The sequence below is a fragment of the Thermoleophilum album genome (genome assembly GCF_900108055.1).
GTDB classification, from domain to species: Bacteria; Actinomycetota; Thermoleophilia; order Solirubrobacterales; family Thermoleophilaceae; genus Thermoleophilum; species Thermoleophilum album.
In genome coordinates this window covers 1,244,057-1,261,070 of sequence record NZ_FNWJ01000001.1, presented here as the reverse complement: position 1 = coordinate 1,261,070, position 17,014 = coordinate 1,244,057, and the positions used below count along the sequence as shown (strand labels likewise).

11 protein-coding genes are annotated in these 17,014 nt (G+C 71.9%); 8 read left to right on the top strand and 3 right to left on the bottom strand.

The window, feature by feature from the left end:
* Window positions 1–257 precede the first annotated feature (257 nt).
* The 3 genes from cas2 to csb2 are packed head-to-tail and all read right to left on the bottom strand — an operon-like array spanning window position 258 to window position 3,069.
* Entirely contained in the window at window positions 258–551 is a 294-nt protein-coding gene (cas2, locus tag BLW41_RS11445; RefSeq protein ID WP_143038624.1) for a CRISPR-associated endonuclease Cas2, read from the bottom strand.
* Window positions 551–2,233 (bottom strand): CRISPR-associated endonuclease Cas4/Cas1, encoded by a 1,683-nt coding sequence (locus BLW41_RS06145; protein ID WP_093117168.1) that lies wholly within the window; start codon window positions 2,231–2,233, stop codon window positions 551–553. The genes cas2 and BLW41_RS06145 overlap by 1 nt, the downstream gene beginning before the upstream one ends.
* On the bottom strand, window positions 2,230–3,069 hold the full coding sequence (gene csb2 / locus BLW41_RS11520) for a type I-G CRISPR-associated protein Csb2 (protein WP_093117166.1): 840 nt from the start codon (window positions 3,067–3,069) through the stop codon (window positions 2,230–2,232). Before csb2 ends, BLW41_RS06145 begins: the two co-directional genes overlap by 4 nt.
* Window positions 3,070–3,231: 162 nt before the next feature.
* On the opposite strand from csb2, the gene cobN reads away from it, so the two are divergent.
* The 8 genes from cobN (at window position 3,232) to BLW41_RS06100 (ending at window position 16,982) form a co-directional block, all read left to right on the top strand.
* The gene (gene cobN / locus BLW41_RS06135; protein ID WP_093117164.1) at window positions 3,232–7,218 is read left to right on the top strand and encodes a cobaltochelatase subunit CobN; all 3,987 of its coding nucleotides are present in this window, start codon (window positions 3,232–3,234) and stop codon (window positions 7,216–7,218) included.
* A 41-nt stretch (window positions 7,219–7,259) separates the two neighbouring features.
* The gene (locus tag BLW41_RS06130) at window positions 7,260–9,407 is read left to right on the top strand and encodes a VWA domain-containing protein (protein ID WP_177169368.1); all 2,148 of its coding nucleotides are present in this window, start codon (window positions 7,260–7,262) and stop codon (window positions 9,405–9,407) included.
* Between the two features lie 92 nt (window positions 9,408–9,499).
* On the top strand, window positions 9,500–10,099 hold the full coding sequence (cobO, locus tag BLW41_RS06125; RefSeq protein ID WP_093117161.1) for a cob(I)yrinic acid a,c-diamide adenosyltransferase: 600 nt from the start codon (window positions 9,500–9,502) through the stop codon (window positions 10,097–10,099).
* Between the two features lie 88 nt (window positions 10,100–10,187).
* The gene (locus BLW41_RS06120) at window positions 10,188–11,795 is read left to right on the top strand and encodes a cobyrinic acid a,c-diamide synthase CobB (protein ID WP_093117159.1); all 1,608 of its coding nucleotides are present in this window, start codon (window positions 10,188–10,190) and stop codon (window positions 11,793–11,795) included.
* Entirely contained in the window at window positions 11,792–13,513 is a 1,722-nt protein-coding gene (locus tag BLW41_RS06115; protein WP_177169367.1) for a bifunctional adenosylcobinamide kinase/adenosylcobinamide-phosphate guanylyltransferase, read from the top strand. The genes BLW41_RS06120 and BLW41_RS06115 overlap by 4 nt, the downstream gene beginning before the upstream one ends.
* A gap of 5 nt (window positions 13,514–13,518) precedes the next feature.
* Complete coding sequence (gene cbiE / locus BLW41_RS06110) at window positions 13,519–14,757, top strand: precorrin-6y C5,15-methyltransferase (decarboxylating) subunit CbiE (RefSeq protein WP_093117400.1); 1,239 nt, start codon at window positions 13,519–13,521, stop codon at window positions 14,755–14,757.
* Window positions 14,754–16,220 (top strand): NfeD family protein, encoded by a 1,467-nt coding sequence (locus tag BLW41_RS06105; RefSeq protein ID WP_143038623.1) that lies wholly within the window; start codon window positions 14,754–14,756, stop codon window positions 16,218–16,220. The genes cbiE and BLW41_RS06105 overlap by 4 nt, the downstream gene beginning before the upstream one ends.
* The gene (locus BLW41_RS06100; RefSeq protein ID WP_093117153.1) at window positions 16,221–16,982 is read left to right on the top strand and encodes a slipin family protein; all 762 of its coding nucleotides are present in this window, start codon (window positions 16,221–16,223) and stop codon (window positions 16,980–16,982) included.
* Window positions 16,983–17,014: the final 32 nt, after the last annotated feature.

Sequence of the window (17,014 nt, the reverse complement as noted above, 5' to 3'; positions counted from 1 at the left end):
GGCGCGGTATCGGAGAGGCTCTTGCGAGCGCGCCCGGGGCTCGGGCCGATGCTTCGCCTCCCTCCTGAAGGGCAGAAGCGCGAAAATTGTCAATGTGCAGGGAAAATGTTGCTGCGAGCAGGAACCGGGTTTTCTGAGAGAACCTGGCCGCTCGCATTTCCAGATCCTACCGCTAACAAGCGGGGCCCGCAACTGCTGGAGCCGGCCAAGGGGGCGCGTGATCGGGCTCCATGGCGCAAGCCGACCGGCTAGCCCCATCAGAAAATCAAGGGTTCCTTGGAATCAGGGCCGGGCGGCCCGCCTACAATCCATCTGATCCGCCTAGCACTCGAGTCGCGCGCCGGGCCGAGATTCACTAGGAAAACGCGGTCCTCATGAGCATGTAGCGCCCTTCGAAGCTCCGCCTCGAGAGCGACCCGCTCCATCCGCGTCAGGTCGCACAAGAACACCGAATACTGGACCCGGTCACCGTAGGCCTCGGCTATACGTGCTGCCCGACGTAGTCGTGCGTCGTCGCAAACGTCGTAGCAGAGCAGGTACCTATTGCGCATCAGCGCGTCGTAAAGGGACGATAAGCCGGGATTTCGCCGAGAAGCGCCGCCGCCAGGATTCGCGCCTGCAATTCGAGAGCGCGGCGATACGTCACCTTGTAACCAAAGGTTGGATGCCGGACCTCCGTCGCCATACGTTTCTCAAACGCAGAGATGACCGTGCGCCGGCCAACTGGGCTCAGCACCACCGCATCCGCCCGCTCCTCGAAATATCCTGGGCGCATACGATCACCGTTTATCAGCGTGATAAGCACCGAGTCAGCGATCAGCGGCCTAAACTCCTCCATCAAGTCCAAAGCCAGCGCCGGCCGGCCGAAGCGCGGGCGATGATAGAACCCGAGCAAAGGATCGAAGCCCACTCGCCGCGCCGCTAAGGTCGCCTCTTTTGTCAGCAACGCATAGAGAAACGACAGAGTCGCGTTCGCCCGGTCACGAGGAGGGCGTCGCGTACGCTGGCTAAAGTCAAGACCCCGCAGGCGTCTCGAACGCCCTCTAAGCACAGTAGCGAGCGCCCCAAAGTAGGTGCGAGCCGCTGCCCCTTCGATCCCGAGCAGAACCTCGAAATCGGGGGCTGCGTCCGCGGCCCGCGCGAGCCGAGCGAGGTCTCTAACCGCAGCTCGACAGTCGCTGCCGCCGTTCCGCCGAAGCAGCACGCGAGCGTTACGAATTTTCGCATTCACGAAGCGCCGGGCGAACTCGAGACTGCGGTCGAGGTCGTCAGCGGCACGGAATTGCGCTATACGTAACCCAATGTTGTTCGTCTCTATCCCGACCGTCATCGCCTTGAACCATCCACCATAGGTGAAATGGGTAATCGGGATTCCATCGGCAGCGAGGTCGCGGAGCGCCGGGCTTGTGATGCGGGCTGCCCCAAACAGGGCGACCTCGAGTAGATCGATCCGTCTCACCGATGCGACGACGTCATCGCCGCGGCGCACCTCAACACGTCCGCCCTTTAGCCCCACTGTGCAATCCTGATCCTGTACATACAGGGGTTGCGCATTCGGGCGCGCGGCGATCAGCCGCCGGGGCCGTAACTCCGCCGCATCACCCGATGCCAGAAGAGTGGTTTCATCGGGTAGGCAAATTCCCACGAGGGAGCAGCGCGGACACTTGTTACTATCGACTAAAGGCGGCGGTGGCTTTGCTGAAGCAGCGACTAAACGCAACTCGGCGAGTCGTTTCCTGACGGCCTCTTCTAAATCGGGGGTGACTTCCACCCAGACACGACTTCGCGTCGCCCGATAGCTCACGAAACCGCCCTGTGCGCGATAGCCGTTTTCACGTAACACAAGTACTTGGGCCGCTAGCTGGTATCGGTCGGGATCCCAAGGGGTGCCATCGGGTTGCGGTCTCCCCTTTTTGTGGTCGACTGGGTAAACCTCGCCGCCAGCCCCTTCGAGCACGTCAATCGTCGCAACCAATCCGAGCGACGGAGCGTCGAGGGTCACCGAGCGGGCAACGCCCTCCCACCCCTCCATGTTGGCCATATCAGGCCCCGGGGCTCGCCCTCCCCCTGAGTCACTGCGTTCGTGTACTAGCGCACCCTCCGCGGTGTCCGCGTTGTGCTCGAAGAGACCGTCAACCCACTCCAGATAGAAGAGGCGCGGGCAGTAGATGAACTCGTTCAGCATCCGAGCCGGTACGAGATCCGGCAGCGCTTGCCCGGCATGATCATTCATCCCTCACTCCATTGACGTGGACGTATATCGGCTGCCCAGGTTCTTGGTTTAGTAGCGCGCCTGTGTCGAGCTGTGACGGGCGCCTGCGCAGAGAGCCTGGCGGGCAAAAACAACCCCATCCCAAAATGGCAATTCCTGCCGAGCAAGATAGGCCCGCGCACGGGTTCGTCAAACACGACTTCGAAGCCGTGCGCGCCGAGGTGCGTAAAGCTTCCTGGCTTCTCGCGGCGCGCGGTGCGGAACTGAGACCAGGGACCGGGGTGGTTGCTTATCGCCACTGGCGCAGGGAAGCCTCTCCGGCCGAGCTCGAGCGCCACCTGCTCGGCGAAAGCGTCGCGGACCACCCCCCGCCGGAGCTTTGGATGACGGACCGGCAGGAACGGCGTATGCGACCAAAAACGGGTGGCCGGGCGCTCGAGGAACTCGGGGCTCGTGCGAGTAAGGAAGATTGGCGCGCCCGCAAGCGCCGGCAGCGTCACAGCACACACGAGCTCCACCTCGGGGGGACTCAAACCCGCCCGGCAAACCACTCCAACCCGATCCACGAACCGCTCGGCCGACGGCGCTCCATGCCCTTTGAGCGCCAGGGCGAACACGTGCAGGTGCTGGTGATCGTCGCTCAGGGGGCCTCCACCCGCCGCTTTCCCACTGAACTTCGGCGGGATCCGATCACTACCGAAAAACCTTGCCGCGACCCCGAGGAGGCGGCGGCGGAACACCTCGCACACACGAATCGCCTCGAATAGCGACGGCGGGCGACGCGACTCGAGCCCGAACACAATGACCTGCACGTTGTGCCGCGCGTTCCGCTGCGTCTCTTCGGCGCGCCGCGTCATCGTTCTCTAGCGCCACCCGCCCTCTCCCGGTGGCGACTGTGTCGCGCGTGAGAGCACCGCGCCAAGCGCCGCCAGTTGGCACCATTCGACGGCGAGGCAGCCGGGGCCGGCGGTCCTTGAAGCCGCGCCGCAGCGTCCGTTCGCCACAGCCATGACCCACCCATGATCCACCTCGTCACCACCGCCGACACTGAGATCCTCGCCTGTGCGCGGGCGGTCGAGCAACTGCGGGGCGCCGAGCCCGACTTCCCCGCCGTGCGCTGCTTCAACCCCGGTCCGACCGGGCAGGGCGAAACCGCCTCGGCCGAAGAGCTCGTGGCGGAGATCGCGCGCGGCGCGCGCGTCGTGATCTGCCGCGTGCTCGGCGGGCGGCGTGGCTGGCAGCCCGGCTTCGACCTCTTGCGCGAGCGCTGCCGGCAGCAGGGAATCGTGCTCGTCGCGCTCGGCGGCGAGGCGCAACCCGACGCCGAAATGACCGCCCTCTCGCTCGCCCCCGCCGGCGCCGTCGCCACCTGCGGGGAATACCTCCGCCACCCCGACCCCCACAACCTCGAACAGCTCCTGCGCTTCCTCGCCGACACCTTCCTGCTCACCGGCTACGGCTTCGAACCGCCACGCGCACTACCCGACACCGGACTCTGGCTGCCCGACATCGGCGTTGTCGCAAGCGCGGGCGACGCCTTCGCAAACCTCGACCCCGCGCGCCCCACCATCGCCATCTGCTTCTACCGCTCGCACCTCCTCGCCGGCAACACCGCCTTCGTCGAAGAGCTCGCTAGCGCTATCCGCAAGGCGGGCGCCAACGCCATCGGTGTATGGAGTTACACCCTCCGCCCGGGCCCTAACGGGCGTGTCGCCGCGCTCGACCTGCTGCGCGACGAGGAGGGCCAGCCGCGCGTCGACGCGCTCGTGGCCACCATGCTCGCAACCGGCGGCTCTGGCCAGCGCGACGCCGCAGCGAGCTCACCGCCGGTCGCGAGCGCCGGTAGCGCGCAGCGCGCGCCGGCGGGCGACCAACCCCCCGGTGACCGGCCGCCGGCCGACGCGCCAGCGGACGCGCCGGCCAGCGACGCCTGGCTCGACTGGGACGAACGGCCGCTGCGCGAACTCGGGGTGCCCGTCATCCAAGCCGTCTGCTCGACCTGGCCGCGCGATCGCTGGCGCACCTCGGAAACCGGGCTCGGCCCGCTCGATGCCGCAACCCAAGTGGCGATCCCCGAATTCGACGGGCGCATCATCGGCGGGGTCATCTCCTTCAAAGAGCGCGAGCCGGGCGACTCGCCGGTCGGCGCGCCGCTCGCCCGCTACGTACCCGACCCTGAGCGCTGCCAGCGGGTCGCACGGCTCGCTGTGCGCCACGCCCGCCTGCGGCACAAGCCGGCGAGCGAGCGCCGCGTCGCGATCGTGCTCACCTCCTTCCCCTCCCGTCGCGCCCGCCTCGGCATGGCCGTCGGCCTCGACACCGCGCGCAGCGCACTACGCCTCCTCGACGCCCTCGCCGCCGACGGCATGCGCGTCGAGCAGCCCTTCGACGACGGCGACGAGCTGATGGCCGCCCTGCGCGCCGCCGGCGCCCCCGACGAAGACCTCGGCGAGGCCGTCGGCGACGGCGGCCTGCGCTTCCCTGTCGGCGACTACCTCGCCTGGTACCGCACCCTCCCCGCCGAGCTGCGGCACGCTGTCGAAGAGCGCTGGGGTCCGCCGCCGGGCGAGCGCTACGTGCGCGACGGTGCCTTCGTCGTGCCCGCGCTTGAGCTCGGCAACGTGCTCCTGATGGTGCAGCCGCCGCGCGGCTGGGGCGACGACCCCGTCGCCATCTACCACGACGCCTCGCTGCCCCCCTCCCACCACTACCTCGCCTGCTACCGCTTCCTCGACCACCACTGGCGCGCCGACGCCTGCGTGCAACTAGGCAAACACGGCACCCTCGAGTGGCTGCCCGGCAAAACGCTCGCCCTCTCGCCCGCCTGCGCGCCCGACGCTGCGATCGGCGACCTGCCCTTCGTCTACCCGTTCATCGTCAACGACCCGGGCGAAGGCATCCAGGCCAAACGGCGCGCCCACGCCGTGATCATCGACCACCTCGTGCCCCCACTCGGGCGCGCCGGCACCTACGACGAGCTCGCCGAACTCGAGAACCTGCTCGACGAATACGCGCGCCTCGAGGTGCTCGACCCCGACAAACTGCCGGCGCTCGCCGCGCGCATCTGGGAGGCCGTCGAACAGGCCAACCTGCAGCAAGAGATCGGCGTTGAAGAGCGGCCCGACGACGTCGCCGCGCTCGTCGAACACATCGACGGTTACCTCTGCGAAGTCAAAGACATCCAAATCCATGAGGGCTTCCACGTGCTCGGCGAAGCGCCCACCGGTGAGGCGCTCCGCAAACTCGTCGCCGCCCTCACGCAAGTGCCGCAAGCCGGTTTGCCGGGGCTACGGGCCGCGGTCGCCGCTGTCTACGGGCTCGACGAACAGGCACTCGTGGAGCGTCCCGGCCGGCGCCTCGCCGCAGGCGAGGCGCCGGCCGCGCTACTCGCCCGCTTCCCCGGCCCCGCCGCCGCCGCCGGCGACCTCATCGACCGCCTCGAAGAAGCCCAGCACGCCCTGCTCGCCGCGCTCGACGCGCGCGAATGGCGACCCGACCAGGTCGCCAGCGCCGTGCGCTCGGCGCTCGGCGAAGCCGCCGGCGGCGGCGGCGAGCGCCCGCAAGCGGCGAGCGCGCTTCATGGCGACAGCGCGGGCGACTGCGGCGGCACGCCCAACGAGCCCCGCGCGCTGCGCGACCTCCACGACCTCCTCGCCTTCATCTGCCGCGAAGTCGTGCCGCGCCTGCGCGCAACGAGCGACGAGCTCGACAACCTGCTCGCCGCGCTGCGCGGCCGGCACGTACCGTCCGGACCGTCGGGCAGCCCCAGCCGCGGCCGCCTCGACGTGCTCCCCACCGGCCGCAACTTCTACGGCATCGACCCCCGCGCGATCCCCTCCGAGCTCGCCTTCGATGTCGGAAAACGGCTCGCCGAAGCGCTCCTCGAGCGCCACCGCCGCGACCACGGCGAGTGGCCGCGGATGGTCGGTCTCGTCGCCTGGGGAACCTCAGCGATGCGCACCCAAGGCGACGACATCGCCGAAGCGATGTGGCTGATCGGCGTGCGCCCGCGCTGGGCGCGCGCCTCGCGGCGGGTCAGCGGCTTCGAGATCGTGCCGCTCGCAGAGCTCGGACGGCCGCGGATCGACGTCACCCTGCGCATATCCGGTTTCTTCCGCGACGCCTTCGGCCCGCTTGTCGAGCTGCTCGACCAAGCGATCGCCGCGGTCGCTGGGCTCGACGAGCCCGACGAAGACAACTACGTTGCCGCCCACGCCCGCGCCGACGCCCGCCGCCTCGCCGCCGAGCTCGGCCACGACGCCGCCTGGCTGCGCGCCACCACCCGCATCTTCGGGTCGAAACCGGGCGCCTACGGCGCCGGGCTGGAACAGCTGATCGACGCCCGCGACTGGCGCGACGACGCCGACCTCGCCGAGGTCTACGCCGCCTGGGGTGGCTACGCCTACGGCCGCGGCCGCTACGGCGCTGAGGCGCGCGAGGCGATGCGCGATTGCTACGCGCGCATCGAAGCGGCCGTCAAGAACCTCGACACGCGCGAGCACGACATCCTCGACTCCGCCGACTACTTCCAGTACCACGGCGGGATGGTGGCGATGGTGCGGGCGCTGACCGGCCGTGACCCGGCGGCCTATGTGGGCGACGCCGCCGACCCGCGCACCGCCAAGGCGCGCACGCTCGCCGAGGAGACACGGCGCATCTTCCGCGCGCGCGTCGCCAACCCGCGCTGGATCGCCGCGATGGTGCGCCACGGCCACCGCGGCGCCGCGGAGCTGGCGGCGACCGTCGACTACCTCTTCGGCTACGACGCCACCGCCCGCGTCGGCGACGACTGGATGTACGAGCGGATCGCCGAGCGCTACCTGCTCGACCCGGACATCGCGCGCTTCATGGAGCGCTCCAACCCGCACGCCGCGCGCGCGATCGCGGAGCGGCTACTGGAGGCCGCCGCGCGCGGCCTGTGGCAGGAGCCCGACCCGGAACTCCTCGAGCGCATCCGCGAACGCGCGCTCGCGCTAGAAGGCGAGCTCGAGGAGGCAGGAACGTGAGCGAGCGAGCGAGCGGGGCGCGCCGCGGAGGAGGCAGCGACGTGAGCGAGACGCGCCGGAGAGGAGGCAGCGACGTAAGCGAGCGCGGCGACGTCGCGGGAGGCGCGACACCGCGCCGCACCGCGGCGACCTTCCCGCTCTCGGCGATCGTCGGCCAGCGCGACCTCGTAGAAGCGCTGCTGGTGGGCGCCGTCGCGCCCGACGTCGGGGGCGTGCTGGTGCGTGGCGAGCGCGGCACCGCGAAGTCAACGGCCGTACGAGCACTCGCACCGCTGCTGCCGCCCGTGCCGGCGGCACGCGGCCAGCGCTTCGCCTTCCGGCCCGGTGAGCGCGGTCCCGACGGCCCCATCCCGCCCGACGCGCCCGTCGAACCGCGGCCAGCGCCGCTCTGCGAAGTGCCGCTCGGCACCTCGCTCGACCGCCTGCTCGGCGCGATCGACCTGCGGCGCGCTCTCGAAGGCGGCGAAGTGGTGTTCGAGCCCGGCCTTTTGGCGCAAGCCCACAACGGGATCCTGTACGTCGACGAGGTCAACCTGCTGCCCGACCATCTCGTAGACGCGCTGCTCGATGCCGCCGCCTCCGGCGTCGCGCGGGTCGAACGGGAGGCCGTTTCGGTGGCACACGACGCTCGCTTCCTGCTGGTCGGCACGATGAACCTCGAGGAGGGCGAACTGCGGCCGCAGCTGCTCGACCGCTTCGGGCTCGCGGTGACCGTCGCGACGCCGCGCGACCCAGATGTGCGCGCCGAGATCGTGCGCCGTCGTCTCGCCTACGACGCCGACCCGCAAGCCTTCGCCGCGCGTTTCGAAGCCGGGGAGAGAGAACTGCGCGAACGCATCGCCCGCGCCCGCGACCTCTACCCGCAGGTCGAGCTCGGCGCTCGCGAGCTGCAAACGATCGTGCGCGTGTGCGCGGAGCTCGCTGTCGACGGCGCGCGCGGCGACATCGTCGCCGCCCGTACCGCACGGGCGCTCGCCGCGCTCGCCGGGCGCACGCGCGTCACGAGCGCCGACGTCGAGCGCGCGCTGGCCCTTGCGCTACCCCACCGGCTGCGTCGCGACCCGCTCGCCGACAGCGCCGACGACGCCTCAGCGGGGGACCTCGCGGAGCGGCTTTCGCACGCTCTCGGGGAGGCCGCGCGCGAGACCGCGAGCGAAGCCAGTCGCGAGAACACAAACGACGCCGGCGGAACCACCCCCCGCAGTGGCCAAAAGGCCGAATCTAACGTTCAAGGTGAGGGTTATGGTTCGGCCGATAATGCTCATCAGCACACGGTTTCTGGCGATCACAGAGCGTCGGTTAACGAGCTGCCCGCAAACCCCTCGCGTGGCCCTGCGGCAGGCTTCGATCCGCGGGCTGCGGCACCCTCCGACCATCGTCCGCCGCCCGCTTCTGCGCGCCCACCGCGGGCGCTTTTAGGGGCCGCGATCGTCAACGCGCAGTTCGGCGCGCCGACTCGCCGAGGCGACCAGCCGGGCGAGCAGTCGGCAACGATCGCCAGCGGCGGTGGCCGTCGCGCGCGCCTGCGCAGCGGTGGCGCCGTCGTCGACTCGACCCCCCTGCCGGCCGCAGCCGCCGCGCTCGCCGCCGCTCCCGCGGCGACGCCACAGGCGCTCGACCTCGCGGTCGCCCCGACCCTCCTCCACCGCCGCGCCCGGCCCGACGCTGCGCCACGGTGCGCCGTGCGGGCAGGCCGCAGCGGAGCGCTGGTCTGTTTGGTGGTCGACGCCAGCGGCTCGATGGGGGCTCGCAAGCGTCTGGCACGCCTCAAAGGCGCGCTCGAAGAGCTGCTGCGCGACGCCTACCGGGCGCGCGACCGTGTCGCCGTCGTCGCCTTCCGCGGTCGCGGCGCGGTGGTGCTGGCGCGACCGGGGGCACCGCTCGAGCGCGCCGCGCGCGCGGTCCGCGAGCTCCCGGCCGGCGGCCGCACACCGCTCGCGGCGGGCCTGCGGGCGGCGGCCGAGATCCTCACCTGCGAACGCCGCCGCGAGCCGGGTCGACCGACCGTCTGCGTGCTCGCCACCGACGGCCGCGTCGCGACCTTCGATCGAGCGCTCGTGGAGGCCGCGCGCGCGCTCACTCGCAGTGCCGACGCGGTGCACGTGCTCGACACCGACAGCGGCCCGCTGCGCCTTGGCCGCACGCGCGAGCTTGCGCGCCTGCTGCGCGCACCGCTCCACCAGCTCTAGCCGCGGCCGGCGGCGCTTGCCCGTCTCGCAAAGGCGCCCGCCCGTGTCGCGAAGCGCCGTCGCCCCGGCTCGTTCAAGATCTACGACTACCGATGACCGACGCCGAGGGGCACGCCGACGCCGCCCGCCGGGCGCCTGCCATCAAGCCCGCCCCGCCGGGCTCCAAGCGCCGCGACCGGCCGCTCGTGATCGTCCTCACCGGCGACGGTAAGGGCAAGTCGAGCTCCGCCTTCGGCACCATGCTGCGCGCCTGGGCACGCGGGTACCGCTGCGGCGTCTTTCAGTTCGTCAAGTCCGGCAAGTGGAAGGTCGGGGAGGCGCAGGCGGCCGCCGCGCTCGGCGGGATCGACTGGGAGAAGATGGGCGACGGCTGGTCGTGGACCTCGCGCGACCTCGAACACTCGGCCGACCTGGCGCGCGAAGGCTGGGCGGAGGTGCGGCGCCGCATCGCCGCTCACCGCTACGACTTCATCGTCCTCGACGAGATCACCTACCCGATCAACTGGGGCTGGATCGACCTCCAGGAGGTGATCGCGACCCTGCGCGAGCGGCCCGGCTTCCAGCACGTGATTCTCACCGGTCGCGATGCCCCCAAGGAGCTCGTCGAGTTCGCCGATCTCGTCTCCGAGGTGCGGAAGGTCAAGCACCCCTACGACGCCGGGATCCGCGGACAGCAAGGCATCGAGTGGTGAGCGGCAAAGCCGCGGGTGCGAGCGGTTTAGGCCGGGACCCCGCCGAGACGACGGATTCGGCGCCCGCGTCTTACGCTGACGCCTAGCAATGAGCCCGGGGAACGAGGCGCAGCGCAACGCAGGGCAGCCGTCGCAGGCGGGCGCCCGCTGGGCACGCGCTAACTGCCGTCCCTGTGACCTCCCGCGCGTGGTGGTCGCCGGCACCGGCTCCGGCGTCGGCAAAACGACGGTTGCCTGCGGCCTGATCGCGGCGCTCTGCGCGCGCGGCGAGCGGGTGCAGGGATTCAAGGTCGGACCGGACTACATCGATCCGAGCTATCACACGCTCGCGGCCGGGCGTCCGGGCCGCAACCTCGATGCGTTCCTTTCCGGCGCGGAGCTCATCGCGCCCCTCTTCGCGCACGGCATGCGGGGTGCTTCGCTGGCCGTCGTCGAAGGCGTGATGGGCATGTTCGACGGCGCCTCGGGGCGCGGCGAGCTGGCCTCCACCGCGCACGTCGCGAAGCTGCTGCGAGCGCCAGTGCTCCTGGTTGTCGACGCCGCCGCCACCGCCCGCTCGGTGGCCGCCATCGTGCACGGCTTCCGCACTTTCGATCCACAGGTGAAGTTCGCGGGCGTGATCTTCAACCGGGTGGGCTCCGAGCACCACGCGCAGCTTCTGCGGGAAGCGGTCGAGCCGCTCGGCGTGGCCGTGATCGGCGCGCTCCCCCGTGATCCACGCCTCGCCACCCCCGAGCGACACCTCGGCTTGATCCCCGCCGGCGAGCGCGCGGCCGCGGCGCGGCGCACGCTGCGTGAACTCGGCGAGGCGCTAGCCCACCACCTCGACCTCGAGCTCGTGACGCGCATCGCGCGCTCCGCGCCACCCCTTGCCTGCGTGCCCTGGGATCCGCAAGTAGCACTCGGGGCCGCCGCCGGCGCCCGCGTCGGGACGGACGCGACGATCGCCGTGGCCGCTGGTCCCGCTTTCTCCTTCCACTACCGCGAGAACCTCGAACTGCTAGAGGCAGCCGGTGCCGAGCTTGCCCCGTTCGACCCCACTCGCGGCGACACGCTTCCCCCCGACAGCTCGGGGCTGCTGCTGGCCGGCGGCTTCCCCGAGTGTTACGCCGAAGAGTTGGCCGCCAACGCGCCGCTGCGCGCCGAGATCGCGACCCTCTGCGCGCAGGGAGCGCCAGTGCTGGCCGAGTGCGGCGGCCTCCTCTACCTCTGCGAGAGTCTCGATGGACGACCGATGTGCGGAGTGCTGCCGGCGCGGGCGCGGATGAGTGAAAGGCTCACCCTCGGTTACCGCGAAGCCACCGCGCTGACGGCGACCCCCTGGCTTACGGCCGGCCAAAAGGTGCGTGGTCACGAGTTCCACTACTCACGGGTCGAGCCGGCAAGCGGCGACGTCGTTGGCGGGCGCGAGGCGCGGGGGCGCGGGGTGCGCGCGCGCGACAGCCGCGAGCGCGAGGGGCGCGGGAGCTCGCTCGGCGCTGCTTGGCTGCTGCGGTCGCGGGGCCGCGAACGCGCCGAGGGTTTCGTGGCCGGCGGCGTGCAGGCCAGCTACTTGCACACCCACTGGGCGGCCTACCCCGAGCTCGCTGCGGGCTTCGCCAGGGCGGCAGCCGCCGCCCGCGCCGCGACCGCCGCCTCGGCGGGCGACGCGACCACATCGTCGGCCCGCACCCATCGCACACCGGTCGCACGGTGAGCCGCCTCGAGGGTCTGTGGCTTGTGCTCGGGGGCACCCGCTCGGGCAAGAGCGAGCGCGGTGAGCAGCTCGCGCGCGCGAGCGGGCGTCCCGTCGCCTACCTGGCGTGCGCCGACGCCGCCGACCCGGCAATGCGCGAGCGCATCGCACGCCACCGTGCACGGCGACCGGAGGGCTGGCAAACGATCGAGGTCGGCGACGACCTGAGCGGCGCGGTCGCGGGCGTCGACCCAGCGGCCTGCCTGCTGCTCGACGGGCTCGGCACCTGGATCGCCGGGGTGCTGCACCGCCTCGGCGCGCTTGCGCCGGCACCACCGGAGGCGGTGGTCGGCGCCGCGCGGGCGCGGGTGCGCGAGGCCGTCGACGCGCTGGTCGCGCGCGGTCGCTCGCTGGCCCCCACGATCGTCGTCGCCGAACAAGCGGGCGAAGGTTTGCTGCCGCCCGACCACGGGTCGCGCTTGTGGCTCGACCTGCTCGGCGACGCCATCCGCGCCCTGGCCGACGGTGCCGCCGGCGCGGAGCTGGTGGTTGCGGGTCGGGTCTTGCCGCTGGGATCATCGCCGCCGGGATCCCCGTCGCACCCAACCCCTGCCGGCGGTCTCGACGCCATCGTTGCTGCCAGCCCACTACCAGCGGCCGCAGCCGCCACCGACGACTGGCAACGGGATCACGAGCTCGCGGCGCTGCGACGCCACGGCGACGCGGAAGTAGCGCCCGGACTCGCCGACCACGCAGTGACCGTCGCCGGCGAACGCCCCCCGCCTTGGCTTCACCGTGCGCTGCAGCGAGCGCTTGCCGACGACGTCGCCCGCTACCCCGATCCACGACCCGCCCAAGCGGCACTGGCCCGCTGGCACGGGCGCGCCGCGGAGGAGATCGTGCCAACCAACGGCGGTGCCGAGGCCTTGTGGGCGCTCGCCCCGGCGCTGCGCCCGCGGCGCGCCGCCATCGTCTGCCCATCGTTCAGCGAGACGGAGGCCGGGCTTCGCACCTTCGGCGTGCCGGTCACGCGTGTGCTGCGGACACCGCAGCACGACTTCGAACTGCGCCCCGCGGACGTTCCCGACGACGCCGACCTCGTGGTCGTCACCAACCCGGCGGCTGCCAGCGGCACGTTGGCAAGCCGCGAGCAGCTGCTCGCGCTGCGCCGCCCAGGTCGCCTGCTGGTGGTCGACGAGGCGTTCGTCGACTTCGCGCCCGACCCCGACGCCGTGTCGCTGGCCCCGCTCCGGCTGCCCGACGTGATCGTCGTACGTAGCGCAACGAAGCTGTTCGCGGTGCCGGGAATTCGCGCCGGCTGGGTGGTGGCACCCGCACCGCTAGCCGCTCGCCTGCGGGCGGTGCTGCCGCCGTGGTCGGCAAACGCGCTGGCGCTCGCCGTGCTGCGGGCGGTGGCCGAGGAGCCCGCCGCCCGCCGACGCCAGGCAGCCCGCGCACGCGAGCGTCGACGCGACCTGGCGTCGCGCCTCGCCGAGCTCGACGACCTAAGCGTGTTCTCCGGTGTGGCGCCGTTCTGTCTGGTCCACGTGCCGGACGGTCCGCGGGTCGCCGCACGCCTGCGGGAGCTCGGCTTCGCGGTCCGACGCTGCGGCAACTTCCCGGGGCTCGGCGACGACTACCTGCGTCTGACGGCGCGCGAGCCGCGGGCCAACGCGCGACTGGTGGGCGCGCTCGAGCGGTCTCTCGGCGAGCTTGCCGCCGATAGCTCGCCACGGTGAGGGCGATGCGACCGATCGCGGTAGTAGGCATCGGCGCCGACGGCTTCTCCGGCCTCGGGGAGGCCGCGCGCAGGACGCTCGAGGGCGCTGACCTGGTGATCGGGGCGCCCCGCCAACTCGCCCTCCTGCCGGCGTCGCTCGCAGCCGAGCGGCGCACCCTGCCCTCTCCGCTCACCGAGCTCTTCGCGGAGCTGCCGGCGCTCGCCGCCGCGCGCTCGGTCTGCGTGTTGGCGAGCGGCGATCCGATGCTGCACGGCATCGGCGCGACCCTGGCTCGCCACTTCGGCGCAGAAGCGCTGCGCGTTTACCCGCACCCGTCAGCGCTCGCCTACGTATGCGCACGGCTCGGTTGGGCCGAGCAGGAGGTGACGCTGGTCAGCGCCGTCGCCCACAGTCTCGACAGCGTGCGCCGACACCTGCAGCCGGGGCGTCGCCTCTGCGTCTACACGACCGGCGACGACGGGCCCGCGCGGCTCGGTCGCCTGCTCACCGAGGCCGGCTGCGGGGCAAGCCGAGCGTGGCTGTGCGAACGTCTCGGCGCGGACGACGAGCGGGTGGTCGCGACGAGCGCCGCCGCTCTTTCAGAGCAGCGCGCCGACCCGCTTAGCTGCGTAGCGGTTGAGGTCGAGCTGGAGGCGCGCCGCAGGCCGCTCGCGCCCACTCCGGGCCTGCCCGACGAAGCCTTCGAGACCGACGGTCAGCTCTCGAAGTGGCCGCTGCGCGCCCTCGCGCTGGCGGCACTCGCGCCGCTCCCCGGCGAGCTGCTGTGGGACGTCGGCGCGGGCTCGGGCTCGATCGCCATCGAGTGGTTGCGCGCCGAGCCGCTCGCCCATGCCGTCGCGATCGAGCAGCGGGCCGACCGCGCGGCGCGGATCACACGCAACGCAGAGCGGCTCGGGGTGCCGGAGCTGCGGGTGGTGGTCGGCGAGGCACCGGCCGCACTCGACGGTCTCGAGCCGCCCGACGCGGTGTTCGTGGGCGGCGGCGTGTCGCGCGCCGGGCTCCTCGATGCCTGTCTCGCGGCGCTCCAAGCTCGCCGCAACGGGCGCGCTCGGATCGTCGCCCACGCGGTCACCGTCGAGGGGGAGCGGGCGCTGATCGACGCCGCCGACCGCTACGGCGGCGAGCTGCTGCGCGTCGAACTCTCCGATCTCGAACCGCTCGGTGCGCTTCGCGGCTGGCGCCCGCGCCGGCCGGTCGTGCAGTGGCTGGCGCGAGTCGGCGATGAGGGAGCTGGGCGGTGAGGAAGCTATCCGGGCACGCAGCGTTGCCGCGCCGGGTCGCGGGGGTACGGTGCCGTGTCGCGGGATCTCGCCGCACCGCGCCGACCACCGGGCCGCGGCGCACGCTCGCTTGCGCGCTGGCCGCGGCGCTCTGCGCGCTGACGCTTACCGCGGCCGGGCCGCTCGCGAGCCCGGCAGCGGCGCCCAGCGAACGGCCGGTGGTGCGCATCGTCGACTTCGATCTCGAGATCGGTGAGCCAGCCGCCGACTGGGCGGAGCGCGCGCTGCGTGAAGCCCGCCGCGACCGCGTCGCGGCGGTGGTCTTTCGAATCGACACCCCAGGTGGCCTCGACAGCGCGATGCGGCGGATCGTCAAGGCCTTCATCGGCTCGCCGACCCCGGTCGTCGCGTGGGTCGCGCCGCGCGGCGCACGGGCAGCCTCGGCTGGGCTGTTCATCGTCCAGGCGGCCGACGTCGCGGCGATGGCGCCGGAGACGAACATCGGCTCGGCCACCCCGATCTCGCTGGCGCCGTCTGGCGACGGCCGCAGCGAGCGGGTACTCGGGCGCAAGATCACCAACGACGCCGCCGCTTACGTGCGGGCACTGGCGGAGGGTCACGGTCGCAACGCCGACCTCGCCGAGCAGATGGTGCGCCGCGCGGTGAACGTCACCGCCCGCGAGGCCGCGCGCCGGCGCCTCGTCGACGTCATCGCCGGCGACGAGCGCGAACTGCTGCGTCGCCTCGACGGCTTCCGCCTCCGCGGCCCCAAGGCGGGCACAACGCTGCGCCTAGCCGGCGCTCGTCTGGAACAGCGCGCGGTGCCGTTCCGCTACCGCGCCCTGACCTTCCTGTTCGATCCAAACACGGCGTTTGTGCTGCTTACGGTGGGGATCCTCGGGCTGGCGCTGGAGCTCGCGACGCCCGGGGTGATCGTGCCCGGCACGGTCGGCGCGGTGGCGCTGCTGCTCGGGCTGTTCGGGCTGAGCGGCCTGCCAACGACCGCGGTCGGCCTGCTGTTGCTGGCGGTGGCGGCGGCGATGTTCGCCGCCGAGGCGGTGCTACAGACCCACGGCGCGCTCGGCGTTGGCGGGGCGGTGGCGCTCGCAGTCTCCGGGCTCGTGCTTTTCGACACCGACAGCGGCGCCGCCGCGCAGCCCTTCGTGTCGGTCGCGACGGCGGCCGCTGCGGCCGCCTTTTTCCTGTTCGTGGCAGCCAAGGCGGCGCGGGCACGGCGCGCGCCGGCACGGACCGGGCGCGAAGAGCTAATCGGCGCGGTCGCGACCGTCCGCGAACCGCTCGCGCCCGTCGGCCAGGTCTTCACCCACGGCGAGCTGTGGCGCGCACGCAGCGCCGACGGCTCGACGGTCGAGCGTGGGCGGCGGGTGGTGGTGCGCGCGCTGGAGGGGCTCACGCTCGTCGTGGAGCCGGAGCGCGGCCCGCAGGCCGACACCGAAGCAGTTCCGTCCGCGCCCGAGCGTTGAATGGCGACCGTGACCTTGCTGATCGCGCTCGCTGTCCTCGCTTTGGTCCTGATCGCCTCGGCGGTGCGCATCCTGCGCGAGTACGAGCGCGGTGTGGTGTTTCGGCTCGGGCGGCTGGTCGGGGCGCGCGGGCCGGGGCTCGTCTTGCTGGTGCCGATCATCGACCGCATGGTCCAGGTCGACCTGCGCACGGTGACGCTCAACGTGCCGCCCCAGGAGGTGATCACGCGCGACAACGTGCCCGTGTCGGTGAACGCCGTCTGCTACTTCCGCGTCGTCGACCCGGTCAACGCGATCGTGCAGGTCGAGGCCTACCGCGAAGCCACCTCGCAGATCGCGCAGACAACCTTGCGCGCGGTCGTCGGGCGGGCCGAGCTCGACGAGCTGCTTTCCCAGCGCGAGCGCCTCAACGCGGAGCTGCAGCGGATCATCGACGAGCAGACCGAGCCGTGGGGCGTGAAGGTAACGACCGTCGAGATCAAGGACGTCGAGATCCCCAAGAACATGCAGCGCGCGATGGCCCGCCAGGCCGAGGCTGAGCGGGAGCGCCGCGCCAAGATCATCACCGCCGAGGGCGAGTTCCAGGCATCCGAGCGACTGGCGCAGGCCGCCGAGCGGATCGCGCGCGAACCGGTCGCGATCCAGCTGCGCTACCTGCAGACGATGCTTGAGGTTGGTTCGGAGCGCAGCACGGTGCTGGTGTTCCCGCTTCCGATTGAGATGATGAAGGCGTTCGCCGAGCGCCCGGGTTCGCGCGCTTGAGGCTCGGTACGGGGCGCGCCCTCTTGCGCAAC

Excerpts from the sequence above, each read along its gene's own strand:
- cas2 (WP_143038624.1), bottom strand. The coding sequence starts at position 551 with ATGCGCAATAGGTACCTGCTCTGCTACGACGTTTGCGACGACGCACGA.
- BLW41_RS06145 (WP_093117168.1), bottom strand. The coding sequence starts at position 2,233 with ATGAATGATCATGCCGGGCAAGCGCTGCCGGATCTCGTACCGGCTCGG.
- csb2 (WP_093117166.1), bottom strand. The coding sequence starts at position 3,069 with ATGACGCGGCGCGCCGAAGAGACGCAGCGGAACGCGCGGCACAACGTG.
- cobN (WP_093117164.1), top strand. The coding sequence starts at position 3,232 with ATGATCCACCTCGTCACCACCGCCGACACTGAGATCCTCGCCTGTGCG.
- cobO (WP_093117161.1), top strand. The coding sequence starts at position 9,500 with ATGACCGACGCCGAGGGGCACGCCGACGCCGCCCGCCGGGCGCCTGCC.
- BLW41_RS06120 (WP_093117159.1), top strand. The coding sequence starts at position 10,188 with ATGAGCCCGGGGAACGAGGCGCAGCGCAACGCAGGGCAGCCGTCGCAG.
- cbiE (WP_093117400.1), top strand. The coding sequence starts at position 13,519 with ATGCGACCGATCGCGGTAGTAGGCATCGGCGCCGACGGCTTCTCCGGC.
- BLW41_RS06100 (WP_093117153.1), top strand. The coding sequence starts at position 16,221 with ATGGCGACCGTGACCTTGCTGATCGCGCTCGCTGTCCTCGCTTTGGTC.